Raw genomic sequence first — 13,836 nt, 5'->3', positions numbered from 1 at the left:
CGGGGAACAAGTGCGGGGCGCGGCACCAGCTTACACCCGCCTAAACCGCGCGATAAAGAACCCGTCAAAGCCACCCAGCTCCGGATAAAGATGCGGCCCGGTCCGGACGTCGCCGTCCGGGGTCAGCAGCTTGTCCAGACCGCCCAGCTCTTCCGCCGTCACCGGATCGCGCTCCAGCGGCAACTCCGCCAGCGCACGGGCGACCTGCGCCTCGCCTTCTTCGGTCTGCTGGGAGCAGGTGCAGTAGACCAAACGCCCCCCCGGCTGCAGCATGCCGGCCGCCTTGGCCAGCAGCTTCGCCTGCAGGGTCGTCAGCTTGTGGAGATCGCCGAGCCCCTTGGCGTGCAGGATGTCCGGGTGGCGCCGGATGGTGCCGGTCGCCGTGCAGGGCGGGTCGAGCAGGATGGCGTCGGGCGCGAAGGGCGGTGTCCAGCCGGTGATATCGGCGACAGCGACATCGCCGTAGAGCCCGAGGCGTTCCATATTGCGTTCCAGACGCTTCAGACGCCTGGAGGAGCGGTCCACCGCCAGCACATCCGCGCCCATCGCGGCGAGCTGCAGGGTCTTGCCGCCGGGTGCGGCGCAGAGATCGAAGACCCGCTTGCCCTTGACGTCGCCGAGCAGTTTCGCCGGCAGTGCGGCGGCCGCGTCCTGGACCCACCAGGCGCCTTCGTCGAAGCCCGGCAGGCCGGTGATCGCGCCATCAAACTCGCGGCGGAGCGTGCCGGTCGGCAGCAGCGTGGCCTCCAGCTTGTCCGCCCAGAGTTCCGGATCGGCCTTGACCGAGATATCGAGCGTCGGCTGGGTCAGCGAGTATTCGGCAATCGCCTGCGCGGTTTCGGCGCCGAAAGCGGCCTGCCAGCTTTCGATCATCCAGGGCTGGAAATTCAGTTCGATCGGAAGCTCTTTCAGGCGTTCCGCCCCTTCGCGGGAAACCCGGCGCAGGACGGCATTGAGGAGTCCCTTGAACTTCGGGTGACCGCGGCTTTCCACCAGCGTCACCGCGCTGTCGACAGCCGCATGCGGCGCGACGTCGAGGAACAGCAGTTCTGCCACCCCGAGCCGGAGAATATCGCGCACAACCGTCGCCTGACGCGGCAGGGGCTTCTCAAGCACGGTCTCGATCAATGCATCGATCTGGCCGAGCCGGCGCAGGGTCGTGCTGACGATGGAACGGGTAAAACCACGGTCCCGGCGGGGCAGCTTGTTGAGGCCGTCATGCACGGCCAGGGCATCATCCAGCGGCGTGTTCTTTGTCAGAACCGCGCGGAGAATATCAAAGGCGACGCTCCGGGCCGCGGAGACGTCCTGTTTTTGCTCTTTTTCCATGCGCGTCGCTTACTCCAGCGCAGGCGCGCTGGCCAGCATTTTTGCAGCAGGGCGGCCATGCATCCGGAAACATGTCCCCGGCACGGTCATCGCGCCATCGCAGGCAGATAAAGCCCGGATACGTTTGGTATTTCTTAACCAAAACCGGCAATGCTGAAGCCGACCCCGGATATGCGGAAAGGAAAAGGTTTTGGCTGATACCATCGCACTCGACGACATCGTGCTCTTGCCGGACTCCTTTATCGACGCATTGCTGGCCCGTCGCGAGGATCAACTTGAACCCTATTTCGGCGATCGCACGGCTGAAATCCTCGCCGCGTTCAACGGCCATTCGCTGGATTCCGAGGGCCAACTCAAACAGTGGGTCGAAATGTCGGTGACCGCGAATGACAGCGTCCGTCAGGTTGCCGAGATGACCCGCTCCGTCCGGGAGGTCGACTCCCGCACCCAATCGATCGCCTCCGCGGTCGAAGAACTTTCGGCCACCGTGAGCAGCATCACCGCGACCTCCGAATCCGCCGCGGCGGAAGCGCAGGACGCCGTCGCCGTCTCCGATACGGGAAAACAGGCTGCCGCCAGCGCGGTTTCCGCCATGGGCGCGGTTTTCGAGGTCGTGCATTCGGCCGTGGAGAAGGTCGGCGCCCTGGCCGAAGCCTCCAACCGCATCGGCGAGATCGTCTCCACAATTGAGGCGATCGCCAAACAGACCAATCTGCTTGCCCTGAATGCCACGATCGAGGCCGCCCGGGCCGGAGAGGCAGGCAAGGGATTTGCCGTCGTGGCGGGCGAGGTCAAGACCCTTGCCAACCAGACGGCGGAAGCCACGGACGATATCCGCTCACGTATCACCGAGCTTCGGTCGGAGATGGACACGATTGTAACCGTCATGAAGTCTGGCGCGGAAACGGTCGATACAGGCCGGCAATCCATTGAGACTGCTGGCTCTGAAATGGACCGTCTCGCAAGCGGTATCACCTCCGTTACAGACCGCATGGAGGAGATTTCCGGCATTTTGATCGAACAGCAGTCCGCCACCGAGGAAATTGCCAGCGGCGTTGGCGTCATTGCCCGGATGAGTGCGGAAAACGTTTCGCTGATCGACGGCGCCATCACAGCTCTCGAACGGACCGCGCCGATCATCTCGACCAGCATCGACGCATATGTTCAGGAAGGAGCCCCGAACGCGACGATCCATGCGGCGAAGTCAGACCATATGATCTGGATGCGCCGGCTTGCCCAGATGCTTGCCGGGCGCGCGTTTCTCAAGCCCGACGAACTTGCCGACCACCATAGCTGCAGACTGGGTAAATGGTACGATTCCCAGACCGATCCGCGGCTCACAAGCCATCCTGCCTGGACAGCGCTTATCGGGCCTCACAAAGAAGTCCACCGTGCAGGCATCGCCGCCGCCGAGACCTTCATGACGGGCGACCTGGACGGTGCGATCAGACTGGTCTGGGATGCGGGAGAGGCGTCTAAGGAAGTCATGCGTCTTCTGGACGAGTTGTCCGATCACATGACTGAATGATCGCCGATCATCCAGGCACGACACCCCCCGGTCAGCTCCAGGGGCCCCGACCGCCACGGGTCATGCCCGCCATCTTCTGCAAGGCCGCGATCCGGTTCTGCGTGTTCGGATGGGTGGAGAACAGGCTGTCCACTGCATTGGCATGTAACGGGTTGATGATGAACATGTGAGCGGTCGCCGGATTGCGCTCGGCCGCGTGATTGTCAATTGCCGCCGCGCTCTTCTCCAGCTTGCCCAGTGCCGAGGCAAGCCAGAGCGGACGGCCGCAGATTTCCGCGCCGATCCGGTCTGCTTCATATTCCCGTGACCGGCTGATCGCCATCTGCACCAGCATGGCCGCCATCGGCGCCAGGAACATCATCGCCAGCGTGCCGATCAGCCCCAGTGGGTTGTTCCGGTTACCGCCAAAGAACAGTGCGAAATTCGCCAGCATGGAGATGGCACCGGCGATGGTCGCCGTGATGGTCATGATCAGGGTATCGCGGTTCTTCACATGCGCCAGCTCATGCGCCATGACGCCTGCAACCTCTTCATGGCTCATCCGCTCAAGCAGGCCGCGCGTCGCCGCGACCGCCGCGTTTTCCGGATTCCGGCCGGTGGCGAAGGCGTTCGGCTGATCCTGTTCGATCAGATAGACCTTGGGCATCGGCAATTCCGCCCGGTGCGCCAGCTGCTGGATCATGTCATGGAACCATGGCAGGTCGGCGCGGCTGATCTCCCGCGCGCCATACATGCCGAGCACCATCTTGTCGGCGTTCCAGTAGGTGAAGAGATTCATGCCGGCCGCGAAGACCAGCGCGATCATCATCCCCGCCTCGCCGCCAAGCATGTAGCCAACGCCGAGAAACAGCGCCGTCATTCCGGCCAGAAGCAAAGCGGTACGTGCGTAGCCCATCGATCCCTCTTGAGAGTTTCCATCCATCCGGCGACGCAGCCGGAACGACTGATAAATGGGCATCGCAAGGAACGTATCAAGACTTGGCGCCGGGCCTCAGAAGAGCCATATGTATTTTATGAGCGAGACAAAACGCACCTTCACGCAAGTCACCGTCAGCGGCACCAAACCGGCACCGAAACCGGTTGGCCCGGAAAAATTCGTCACACCGCCGCAATTGAAGCCCGAGACGAAGGGTCTGCCCGATCAGGAAGAGTTTGGCGGCTATGACGGGCCCGAGCCGACCCGTTTCGGCGATTGGGAACATAAGGGCCGCGTCACAGATTTCTGAGCAACGCGGGTTTTGCCGTCAAAGCGTCAGGAAACCGCCTCGCGGTGAACCACACCCGTGAGGCAGCCCATGGCCCCGGCGGCTTTCACCAGCTCCGAGCAATCCACCGTCACGCACTCGATCCCGGCATCCTCATAGGTCTTCTGCACGCTGTCGTATCCGGCGCACATCAGGATCTTGCGCGGCGCCAGGGTGACAATGTTCATCGCCCGGTTCAGCTCAAGGTCCGGGCCTTCCGGCAGCCAGACGATTTCATAACCGCGTTCCTCGAGCGCCCGTACCGTGGCATGCGGCGTGCGGCGCCACCAGCAGATGGCGAGATCCTTGTCGACGATCCGCAGCAGCCCCATGAAATGCATGCAGCCGAACGGCATGTCGACCGGCAGCACCTCGACGCCCATCTCGATCAGCACCTCGTCGATCTGGGCCACGGCCTCCGCATTGGTACGCTGGCCCATGCCGACCATCACCGTCTCCGGATCGAGCCACATCGCATCCGCGCCCTCGAACAGAGCCGTGCCGCGCAGGGTGCGCAGGATCGGCACGCCCATATCGGCCAGCCGCCGCGCGATCAAACGCTCCTCGCCTGCCCGCACCGTCGATGCCGGACGGGCCAGGATGGCGCCTTCCGGTGTCATCACGAACAGATCGGCACAGAACATCTGGTTCGGTGTCGGTACTGCGGGCGGGTCGACATAATGCACCTCGACACCGTTCGACCGGTAGGCTTCCGCGATCCCGTCATGCTGGGCACGGGCCAGGCCGATATCCAGCGGCGCCAGCATCTGCACGGCGTCCGGATCGTTGTGGGAGATATCCAGCTCGGCACCCGGGCGATGCATGATCACGCTTTTCAGCGGCGCCCATTCTGTATCGATACCCGACGGCGCCCAGAGATCGCCGATCTCCTCGCGATGGGTACGCTCACGCCCGGACCAGCCCGGCCCGCCATAGGCTGACGTATTGAACAGCCCCTTACGATCACTCATGCCTGATTTATCCTGTTTTCTTGACCGATGGTGTCAACGCCGCCAGCACCTGGTCCGTGTCGCCGCCGAGAGACGGGACAGGATGACGAAGTTGCGCCGGCGTGTCCGAGAGTTTGACCGGGAACCCGGTCATGCGAATGGTCGTCCCGTCCGGCTGAGGCACATCCAGGACAAGATCCTGTGCCAGCACCTGCGGGTCGGTGAATACCTCCTGCAGGTCCATCACCCGGCCGCACGGGCAGCCTGCCTTGTTGATCGCCTCGATCCAGTGGTCGACCGGCTCTTCCGACATCCGCGCATTGATATGCTCGTTCAGAGCTGGACGGTTCCGCACCCGGCGCTCGTTCGTCGCGTAATCCGGCTGCTCCAGCAAATTACCAAGTCCGATACATTCAAGGAACCGGACCACGAACGCATCGTTCGATGGTGCCACGGCGACCTGGCCATCGGATGCGGTGAACAGGCCGTAGGGCGCGACGATCGGATGGTCGTTGCCGGTTCGCTTCGGCACCTCCCCGGTAGCGAAATACTCCGCCGAAAGATACCCCAGCATGCTGACCAGGCCACCGGTGAGAGTGGATTCCACCCTCTGCCCCTTGCCGATCCGCTTCCGGGCATGCAGCGCGGCAAGCGTGCCGAACGCGGCATAGAGGCCTGCGATCAGGTCACTCATCGGCGGCGCGGCCCGCATCGGATCGTCACCATCCGCGCCATTCACACTCATGAATCCGCTCATGGCCTGGGCGATGAAATCGAAGGACGGCCGGTCCACATAGGGGCCCGTGGAGCCATAGCCATTGATACTGGTAACGACGAGGCCAGGGTTCAGTGCATCGAGACGCGCCTGATCAAACCCCATCTTGTCCAGCACGCCCGGCCGGTAATTCTCCACCAGCACGTCCGCTTCCTCGATGAGCCGGGCGAGAGTCTGCTTCCCCTCGTCCGTATAGAGATCGAGAACCACCGACTTCTTGTTCCGGTTGAACTGGGCGAAATACCAGCTCACTCCGTCACGGACCACGCCCTGACTGCGTACCGGGTCTCCGGCGGGCGGTTCGATCTTGATGACATCCGCACCCATATCGGCCAGCAACTGCGTGCAGAACGGCCCGGCGAGAATACGCGTCAGGTCGATAACCCTAATGTCGGAAAGCGGCATTGCTTCAGCCCACCGCCGTCTGCACATCCCCCATGGAATGAAGGTCGAGCCGCGGCCCGGCCTTCATCACCTGCCCCGGCAGCGGGTGCTCCAGCGCTTCTTCAACGATGTTGGCGATCTTCATCAGCTTGGCGAGATCGATACCGGTCTCGATGCCCATTTCATGCATCAGATAGACCAGATCCTCGGTGCAGATGTTTCCAGTCGCCTTTGGCGCGAACGGACAGCCGCCGGCACCGCCGAATGAGCTGTCGAAATGCGTGATGCCCTCATCGAGCCCGGCCACCACATTCACCAGACCGATTCCGCGCGTGTTGTGGAAATGCAGATGGATCGGCAGGCTCGGCACATGTTCTTTCAGGTAGCGCACATTTCGGGTCACCAACGGCGGGGTCGCCATGCCGGTGGTGTCGCCAAGCGCAACGCTCTTGAAGCCGAAATCGACGAAATGCTTGGCGACATAGCCAAGCCGTTCAGCCGGAATATTCCCCTCGAACGGGCAGCCAAAAGAAGTCGCGATCGCGGCGGAGACCGGGATCTTCGCTTCCTCGGCAATCTTCGCCACCTGAGCGAAGCCGGCCAGGGACTCATCGACGGTCCGGTTCACGTTCTTCTTGTTGTGGCTCTCCGAGGCGGAGACAAAGACGATCATCTCGTCGACACCAGCCTCGGCAGCGCGGATCGCACCTTTCACATTCGGCACCAGGGCAGCGAGAACCGCGCCCTTGGACCGGTCAACGCCATTCAGCACCTCGAGAACGTCCGCAAGCTGCGGCACGGCACGCGGCGAGACGAAGGACGAGAACTCCATGCGCTTGACGCCGGCATCGACCAGGTCGTTGATCAGTTTGATCTTCAGTTCCGTCGGAACGAATTTCGGCTCTGCCTGAAGGCCGTCCCGCGGCCCGACCTCCGTAATTTCCACCCGTGTCGGCCTTGCCATTTTTCTGCTCCTGTTAGGCATCGTTTACGACGAATTAGCATTTCGACGGCATCCTAGCGAATTCGACGAAATGTTGCAGGCTCTGCGTAAGAACAATTGCCATTCCGGAAAACCGGGGCGGCGCACAAGTTTAGAAATTGGTAACGAATTTCAGGGAAAGTGATACCGACAATCACTCGCGAGTACGCACAATGCACCGAAGCCACAGCAAAACCGCCGAAATTACGCGGACAGCACCACTCATCGCCGCGATCGTTTTCGCTGCGCTGTTCTGCTGCGCACAGGCTTTCGGCGCCTCGCCTGCACTCAATCTGAACGAAAACGGCATCGCTTTGCATGGCTACGATCCGGTCTCCTATTTCACCAACCAGCAGGCCGAACGCGGCCGGTCCAGCATTTCCGCCGAATACAACGGCGCCACATACTATTTCGCCGAAAAGAAAAACCGGGATGCCTTCCTGCAGGAGCCGCGGCTCTATGAACCGCACTATGGCGGTTATTGCGCTTACGGCGTCGCGGTCGGCCAGAAGTTCAACGGCGATCCGGAAGTATTCATGATCGTCGAAGGCAAGCTCTACCTGCAATTGGACCGCGCTACACAGACACTCTGGAAAGCGGATCTCGACAAGAATATCGCGATTGCCGATCGAACCTGGCCCGTTATCAGACAAATCCCGGCGAATGTCCTCAATGACTAACGCCCCCCCCAGCGCGCCAAACACCACGAATAGGGTGCGCCTGACATCCATCAGCGCACGCTATCTCACGCGTTTCGTGCCAATAATCATGATCATCTTTACGGTGATGATTTCTCTCTACGGCACCGTCGCCTACCATCAGGCGATGGCAAACCTTGCCACCAAACTCGATACCCTGGTCGCCCGCCAGTCACTCTTGCTGGGCGAAGCGGTTGCGGATGGCCGCAACGACAGGATCGGTCTGCTGGTCGCGCAGACCATTGCCGACCGTGATGTCGCGACAATTGCCGTCCTTGACGCCGAGGGGGCCACGCTCAATCGGTATGGGTCTCTGCCTTCTGCCGACGGGCCGCTGACCCGCAGCGTCGCCATCAATCACATGGGCCCAAACAGTTATCAGCGCGTCGGCACCCTGGTCGTCAGCATGAGTGAAGAACTGGCTGTCGAACGACTCACATATACCCTGTTTTACATTGCCCTGCTTGGCATCGCCCTGCTGGTGGCCGCAGCCGTCGCCGCCCATCTCGTGCTCCGCGCCACAGTGAGCCAGCCTCTCGACAAAATGCTGACCGCCATTCGCATTCAGCGGGACAGCGGCGCGCATATTCCGATCGACTGGGACAGCCCGGATCAGATCGGCCAGGTCGTATCCGCCTACAACGCATTGCAGCTTCGCCAGACCAAGACGGAAAACGATCTGACCCGCCTGCATAACAAGGCGGCGCGCGCCCACCAGTCAAAATCCGATTTTGTCGGCCGTGTGATCGAGGAACTCCGCACGCCACTGAATTCGATCGTTGGATTCTCCGAAATCGTCAGCAGCCAGCGATTCGGCCCGGATACGATCCACCGCTACCTGAGCTATGCCGGCAACATCAATCAGGCCGCCCGACATCTGCTTTATGTGATCGAGAATGTACTGGACCTCACCAAGCTGGAAGGCGGCGAGGTCGAGCCGGTCTTCGCTCCGGTCAAGGTTGAAATGCTGTTGCGGCGCGCGGAAACCGCCGCCGCGACGCTTCCGCACAACAAGGGCGTGCGCCTGATCGTGAATGCACCCGCACCCGGATTCATACTCAATGTCGATGCCGGGTTGATCAATTCTTTACTCGGCAAGCTGCTGGAAAACGCGCTGCGTCACGCACCGGATGACGGGCGGGTGGAACTGACATTCAGCGTATCTCCCGGCGGCACCGCCTCCTTTACCGTGCACGACAATGGCGACGGCATCCCCGAAAAGGAAATCGAACGTCTCCTGACCCCCTTTGCCGCGTCGCGCGACATGGATGAAGGCCGTTATCACGGCATCAGGCTCAGCCTTCCGATTTGCAAAATCCTGGCGGAAATGCACAGCGGCACGATAGAGATCACCAATCCGCCGGCCGGTGGAGCCGCCGTTTCGCTTCTCTTGCCGCCGTCGCGGATAACCGAAAGCCCGGCCCCCTCACCGGGTGGCGATGAAAATTCCGGCACCGATCATCGCGCTCCCCGCGCTTCTGTTCAGTATCTTCACCGAACGGCCTGAGCGAAAGATCCGGCGCGCCCCGGCGGCCATCAACCCGAAGAAATTGTTCACGACCAGGATCGCCGCGACGACAATGGTGGCGAGGATGGTGATAGCCGGCACGGCCAGGGCGTCGAAATCGACAAAGGTCGGCAGCAGCGCTCCGTAGAACAGGATGATTTTCGGATTCCCGAGAATGATCAGGATAGGCCGCAATCTCACTGATCAGACCCTTCGATGCCTGCGGGCGGGCCTCCAGGAGCTCCGGCCTGGCGCGAACGCGAGCGCGGTTTCCAGTGTCATGTCAGTGTTCCCGTCGAAGGAAAATGTTTGCCGGATTACAAGGGCCGCCGGCGCCGGTCGATACTTCCCGCAAAATCATGACAATCGCGCGGGAGGAAAAACAAGTGTCAAGAGTAAGGGTCATCACCGACGGGCTCATGTTTCCCGAGGGGCCGATTGCCATGCCGGATGGATCCGTCATCCTGGTCGAGATCGGGCGCGGCACCCTCACCCGGGTCTCTCCCGACGGGACGAAGGAGATCATCGCGGAGCCGGGAGGCGGCCCGAACGGCGCCGCCATCGGACCGGACGGGCATTGTTATGTCTGCAACAATGGCGGTTTCGCGTTCCAGCGCGATGCCCAGACCGGCAACATGCGACCGATCGCACAATCGGCGGACTACACGACAGGACGGATCGAACGGATCGACCTGACGACCGGCAAGGTCGAGCGGCTCTACGAAAGCTGCGACGGCCACCCGCTGAAAGGTCCGAACGACATCGTCTTCGACCGGAACGGCGGGTTCTGGTTCACCGATCTCGGCAAGGTGCGGGCGCGAGACATGGATCGCGGCGCGGTCTACTACGCGAAGGCTGACGGCAGCCTGATCAAGGAAGTCATCCAGCCCTTCATGACCCCGAACGGGATTGGTCTCAGTCCAGACGAGAAAACCCTTTATGTCGCGGAGACGGAAGGGGCCCGGCTTTACGCCTACCCGATTACCGGCGAGGGCGAGGTCTCCCGGGTCGGCTTCCCATCGTCCCTGAACGGCGGCAGGCTGGTGAATGCCGATGGCGGCTGGCGGCGTTTCGACTCCCTCGCCCTCGAGGCGAGCGGCAATATCTGCGTCGCCACACTGATGACCGGCGGCATCACCGTCGCCCATCCGGACGGCAGCACAGTCGACTTCTTCGAGACCGCCGATCCCTACACAACCAATATTTGCTTTGGCGGCCCCGACCTGAAAACGGCTTACCTGACGCTGTCATGGGCCGGGCAGCTGGCGGCTGTGGAATGGCCCCGGCCCGGATTGCCATTGAATTTTCTCAACAAATAATGGCGCTTGGCGAACCCTTATGGGTTCGTCTTGACCCTCTCCTCCATGCGGTCTAAAGACACCGCATGGAAACGTACTTGCAGGCTCTAGCGGAACGAATGACCGCGTAGCTGGCCCTCCGGCCCGCGCCGTCATCCATTTTTGCTTCCTTTTGAGCCTGAGCTGTTTTCATGTCTGTTCTTCACTCCCGACCTGCCCCCATTTCCTGGCGCCATGAGCTGGCTGCCACCTCGAAACTTGCCTGGCCGCTGGTCCTGACCCAGCTCGCCACAATCGCCCTGAGCACCGTCGATGTGATCATGATCGGCTGGCTCGGACCGGAAGAGCTGGCGGCGGCGACGCTGGCAACCTCCCTGATCTTCCCGCTGACTTTCTTCGGCATCGGCCTGCTGGCCGCAACCGCCGCCATGTTCAGCCACGAGATCGGCGCTATCAGGCTGCGCGGTGTCCGCCGCACCCTCCGACAGGGATTCTGGGTCGCGATCTCGCTCTGCATGCCGTGCCTCGTTTTACTCTGGAACAGCGAGTCCCTGATGCTGCTGATGGGGCAGGATCCATGGCTTGCCGCCAGTGCGGCCGACTATGTCCGCATCGCCATGTGGGGATTGCTCCCCCTGATGTGCTTCACGGTCCTGCGCAACCTGGTTACCGCCCATTCGCGGCCACGCTCCTCTCTGATCATTCTCGTTCTGGCCATCGGCGTGAACGCGATGGCGGATTACGCGTTGATATTTGGCAATTTCGGGGCTCCGGCCCTTGGTCTGGAAGGCGCCGCACTGGCCACACTGGTTGTTCAGTGCTTCATGTTGCTGGCGCAGACCCTGTTCGTCGTCACCGACCGGAAATTCCGCCGCTACAACCTTTTCGGCAGATTCTGGCGTCCGGACTGGGCACGCTATATCGAGATCATGAAGATCGGCATTCCGATCGGCCTGACCGTTCTGGCAGAAGCCGGTCTGTTCGCCGCCAGCGCCTTCATGGTCGGCCTGTTCGGACCGGACCAGCTGGCCGCTCATGCCGTCGCCCTGCAATGCACCTCGGTCGCCTTCATGGTGCCGCTCGGGGTGTGCCAGGCAGCAACCATCCGGGTCGGCCTTGCCATGGGCCGGGGCCGTATTCTCGACGCCCTTCTGGCCGGCCGGATCTCGACCTTTGTCGGCGTCGGCTTCGCCACTCTGACCGCGCTTGTCTTCTGGTTCGCGACGGAGCCCATTGTCGGTTTCTATCTCCGGCTTGATGATCCGGAAAACGCCACGGCCATCGCCTTTGCCGTCGACTTCATTCGGATCGCCGCTGTGTTCCAGATCGTCGATGCAGGACAGGCTGTCGGCGCCGGTAATCTGCGCGGCCTGAAAGACACCACGATCCCGGCGATCCTGGCCTTCATCGGATACTGGGTGCTCGGTTTCCCGGCCGGGGCCTATCTCGCCTTCACCTACGGATTGCAGGGCGCCGGGGTCTGGATGGGGCTCGCGGTCGGGCTGACCGCCGCCTGTTTTGCCCTGATCATGCGTTTCGAGTTGCTGATGCACCGGACCATCCGCCGGGCCGGCGCCACAGCCTGACCTCAGGCGGTGCGCCTTCCGCCGCGCAGATAATGGTTCGGCACGCCTTCGATCTGGGCGACGCGGAGTTCCTGGGCGTACGCCCCGCACTCTGCCCGGATCAGCAACTCCTTCCAGAACGGTGCCGGCGTCTCGATCCGGAAGGCCTCGGCGAGCACGCGGCCGGTCGTGCTTTCCGGCGCCTCGACATCAAGCGCGGCCAACATCGTCGGCAGAACATCGACCAGGCCGGTCGGGGTCTCCACGATGTGATCCTGGCGGAACAGGTCTCCGCCCGCGGTCAGCAGATTGTTGATCTCGTGCTGATGCAGCCCGCCATGGATTCCGCCCCCTGCCGGAATGTCGGCATTGTCGGCGTAGCACAGCCCCGGATAGCCGTGTGCATTGGCCCCGTCGGAGGTGCGCAGGACCATATAGAGGTCCGGCGCCCGTACGCTTGAGACATTGATTGCGCTCATCGGCAGCGCGCCCGGCAATTCCTCCCGGCTGAACACAAGGCCGCACCAGTCCTGTTCGATGAGCCAGCGAAAGACTGTCTCTGTCATCGCCGGATCGCGGTCCCGGATACTGATACCGCCCGCATAGCTGCGCTTGACCACGACATCCACATCCGGACCGATGGCCTTGCCGACCCGGAAACCGGCTTTTGTCAGCTCCTCGGCGACGTTGATCTGCCCTGTGGCCGTGATCTGGCCATGGTCGGACGCGGCGATGATCTGCCAGCCCTCTTCCCGGCCTTCCGCGTCCCACCAGTCGAGAATGCGCCGAAACGCATCGTCTACCGCCTTGATTGCCACAAGGGAGTCCGGCGAGCCTATTTCCTTGTAATGGAAGCTCAGGTCCGGCTCGTTGAACCAGATCACCTGGATGTCCGCATCATGCTTCGGGATGAACTCCTCAAGCAGCACGGTGGCCGCATAATCCTGCACGGCCACATTCGGCAGCTGTTGCTCCGGCACCGGCCCGAACCGTTCGATCACACCGTCGAAATCAGCGGCCGGACTGGAGATGTCAGCTCCCCAGATCGAGAAAACGGGCTGTCCCTGCTCCGCCGCGTTGAGATTGAGCAGCCGGGCATTGCCGATTTTGCCCGTGGTGACGACCGCATATTTGAGGCCGGCCGCATGCAAAATTTCGCCTGTGTTCCGCGCGGCATGCAACCGGCCGTAGCGGCGGGCGGCCTCGGCCATCCTGGCATCGTCCGATGTGTCCATCGGGCCGTCGAAACCGAGCGCCGGATCATAGAAACTGTTGCCCATGATGCCATGGCCCGGACGGGCCTCGTCGCCGAGACTGTGCAGCGCGGCGGGGCCGGGAAAAGCGCCGGTCACGAAGCTGGAGACCTGCACCCGGGTTTCCACCGGGAAGACCGAGGCACTGTTGGGGAAATCGGTCCAGGACTGGCGGAAGCCATGAATGGCCGGCGCCGTATCGGGCCGAACCATGTCGCGGCGCAGACCGTCGAAAAGGACAAAGAGAAAACGCGGTCGCGCCATGGAAACCCTCACACAAAATCAGCGAATTGACGGTCGCATTGTCTGCCCGCTTTCTGGCG

13 protein-coding genes are annotated in these 13,836 nt (G+C 62.2%); 6 read left to right on the top strand and 7 right to left on the bottom strand.

The window, feature by feature from the left end; all coding sequences use genetic code 11:
• Window positions 1–30 precede the first annotated feature (30 nt).
• On the bottom strand, window positions 31–1,329 hold the full coding sequence (locus RH950_RS05560; protein WP_350054534.1) for an RsmB/NOP family class I SAM-dependent RNA methyltransferase: 1,299 nt from the start codon (window positions 1,327–1,329) through the stop codon (window positions 31–33).
• 190 nt (window positions 1,330–1,519) lie between these two features.
• Between RH950_RS05560 and RH950_RS05555 the strand changes: the two genes are divergently transcribed.
• The gene (locus tag RH950_RS05555; protein WP_350054532.1) at window positions 1,520–2,857 is read left to right on the top strand and encodes a methyl-accepting chemotaxis protein; all 1,338 of its coding nucleotides are present in this window, start codon (window positions 1,520–1,522) and stop codon (window positions 2,855–2,857) included.
• 31 nt (window positions 2,858–2,888) lie between these two features.
• Here the strand turns inward: RH950_RS05555 and htpX are convergent, their stop codons facing one another.
• A complete protein-coding gene (gene htpX / locus RH950_RS05550; protein ID WP_350054530.1) occupies window positions 2,889–3,752 on the bottom strand; it encodes a zinc metalloprotease HtpX in 864 nt (287 codons plus the stop codon).
• A 118-nt stretch (window positions 3,753–3,870) separates the two neighbouring features.
• Between htpX and RH950_RS05545 the strand changes: the two genes are divergently transcribed.
• Window positions 3,871–4,083 carry a DUF1674 domain-containing protein gene (locus RH950_RS05545; RefSeq protein WP_350054528.1) on the top strand — a complete coding sequence of 71 codons (213 nt, stop codon included), beginning with the start codon at window positions 3,871–3,873 and terminating at the stop codon, window positions 4,081–4,083.
• Between the two features lie 26 nt (window positions 4,084–4,109).
• Here RH950_RS05545 and RH950_RS05540 read toward each other — a convergent pair whose 3' ends face one another.
• The 3 genes from RH950_RS05540 to RH950_RS05530 are packed head-to-tail and all read right to left on the bottom strand — an operon-like array spanning window position 4,110 to window position 7,174.
• Complete coding sequence (locus RH950_RS05540) at window positions 4,110–5,072, bottom strand: dimethylarginine dimethylaminohydrolase family protein (protein ID WP_350054526.1); 963 nt, start codon at window positions 5,070–5,072, stop codon at window positions 4,110–4,112.
• A gap of 7 nt (window positions 5,073–5,079) precedes the next feature.
• Window positions 5,080–6,231, bottom strand: a complete 1,152-nt coding sequence (locus tag RH950_RS05535; protein ID WP_350054524.1) for a CaiB/BaiF CoA transferase family protein — start codon at window positions 6,229–6,231, stop codon at window positions 5,080–5,082.
• A gap of 4 nt (window positions 6,232–6,235) precedes the next feature.
• A complete protein-coding gene (locus tag RH950_RS05530; protein ID WP_350054522.1) occupies window positions 6,236–7,174 on the bottom strand; it encodes a hydroxymethylglutaryl-CoA lyase in 939 nt (312 codons plus the stop codon).
• 191 nt (window positions 7,175–7,365) lie between these two features.
• Between RH950_RS05530 and RH950_RS05525 the strand changes: the two genes are divergently transcribed.
• Window positions 7,366–7,872 (top strand): YHS domain-containing (seleno)protein, encoded by a 507-nt coding sequence (locus tag RH950_RS05525; protein WP_350054520.1) that lies wholly within the window; start codon window positions 7,366–7,368, stop codon window positions 7,870–7,872.
• Window positions 7,865–9,397 carry a sensor histidine kinase gene (locus tag RH950_RS05520; protein ID WP_350054518.1) on the top strand — a complete coding sequence of 511 codons (1,533 nt, stop codon included), beginning with the start codon at window positions 7,865–7,867 and terminating at the stop codon, window positions 9,395–9,397. The genes RH950_RS05525 and RH950_RS05520 overlap by 8 nt, the downstream gene beginning before the upstream one ends.
• On the opposite strand, the gene RH950_RS05515 is transcribed toward RH950_RS05520, so the two are convergent.
• Window positions 9,317–9,598, bottom strand: coding sequence for a LysE family translocator (locus tag RH950_RS05515; protein WP_350054516.1), 282 nt, complete (start codon window positions 9,596–9,598; stop codon window positions 9,317–9,319). The genes RH950_RS05520 and RH950_RS05515 overlap by 81 nt on opposite strands.
• A 185-nt stretch (window positions 9,599–9,783) precedes the next feature.
• On the opposite strand from RH950_RS05515, the gene RH950_RS05510 reads away from it, so the two are divergent.
• The gene (locus tag RH950_RS05510; protein ID WP_350054514.1) at window positions 9,784–10,716 is read left to right on the top strand and encodes an SMP-30/gluconolactonase/LRE family protein; all 933 of its coding nucleotides are present in this window, start codon (window positions 9,784–9,786) and stop codon (window positions 10,714–10,716) included.
• 170 nt (window positions 10,717–10,886) lie between these two features.
• Entirely contained in the window at window positions 10,887–12,281 is a 1,395-nt protein-coding gene (locus tag RH950_RS05505; protein ID WP_350054512.1) for an MATE family efflux transporter, read from the top strand.
• A gap of 2 nt (window positions 12,282–12,283) precedes the next feature.
• Here the strand turns inward: RH950_RS05505 and RH950_RS05500 are convergent, their stop codons facing one another.
• Entirely contained in the window at window positions 12,284–13,777 is a 1,494-nt protein-coding gene (locus RH950_RS05500) for an alkaline phosphatase family protein (RefSeq protein WP_350054510.1), read from the bottom strand.
• Window positions 13,778–13,836 lie beyond the last annotated feature (59 nt).

Source organism: Nisaea sp., from assembly GCF_040217065.1.
Taxonomy (GTDB): domain Bacteria; phylum Pseudomonadota; class Alphaproteobacteria; order Thalassobaculales; family Thalassobaculaceae; genus Nisaea.
The sequence above is the reverse complement of the archived record's forward strand: the minus strand, read 5'-3'. Positions and strand labels throughout refer to the sequence as shown.

Excerpts from the sequence above, each read along its gene's own strand:
- RH950_RS05535 (WP_350054524.1), bottom strand. The coding sequence starts at position 6,231 with ATGCCGCTTTCCGACATTAGGGTTATCGACCTGACGCGTATTCTCGCC.
- htpX (WP_350054530.1), bottom strand. The coding sequence starts at position 3,752 with ATGGGCTACGCACGTACCGCTTTGCTTCTGGCCGGAATGACGGCGCTG.
- RH950_RS05525 (WP_350054520.1), top strand. The coding sequence starts at position 7,366 with ATGCACCGAAGCCACAGCAAAACCGCCGAAATTACGCGGACAGCACCA.
- RH950_RS05505 (WP_350054512.1), top strand. The coding sequence starts at position 10,887 with ATGTCTGTTCTTCACTCCCGACCTGCCCCCATTTCCTGGCGCCATGAG.
- RH950_RS05530 (WP_350054522.1), bottom strand. The coding sequence starts at position 7,174 with ATGGCAAGGCCGACACGGGTGGAAATTACGGAGGTCGGGCCGCGGGAC.
- RH950_RS05500 (WP_350054510.1), bottom strand. The coding sequence starts at position 13,777 with ATGGCGCGACCGCGTTTTCTCTTTGTCCTTTTCGACGGTCTGCGCCGC.
- RH950_RS05520 (WP_350054518.1), top strand. The coding sequence starts at position 7,865 with ATGACTAACGCCCCCCCCAGCGCGCCAAACACCACGAATAGGGTGCGC.
- RH950_RS05540 (WP_350054526.1), bottom strand. The coding sequence starts at position 5,072 with ATGAGTGATCGTAAGGGGCTGTTCAATACGTCAGCCTATGGCGGGCCG.
- RH950_RS05560 (WP_350054534.1), bottom strand. The coding sequence starts at position 1,329 with ATGGAAAAAGAGCAAAAACAGGACGTCTCCGCGGCCCGGAGCGTCGCC.
- RH950_RS05545 (WP_350054528.1), top strand. The coding sequence starts at position 3,871 with ATGAGCGAGACAAAACGCACCTTCACGCAAGTCACCGTCAGCGGCACC.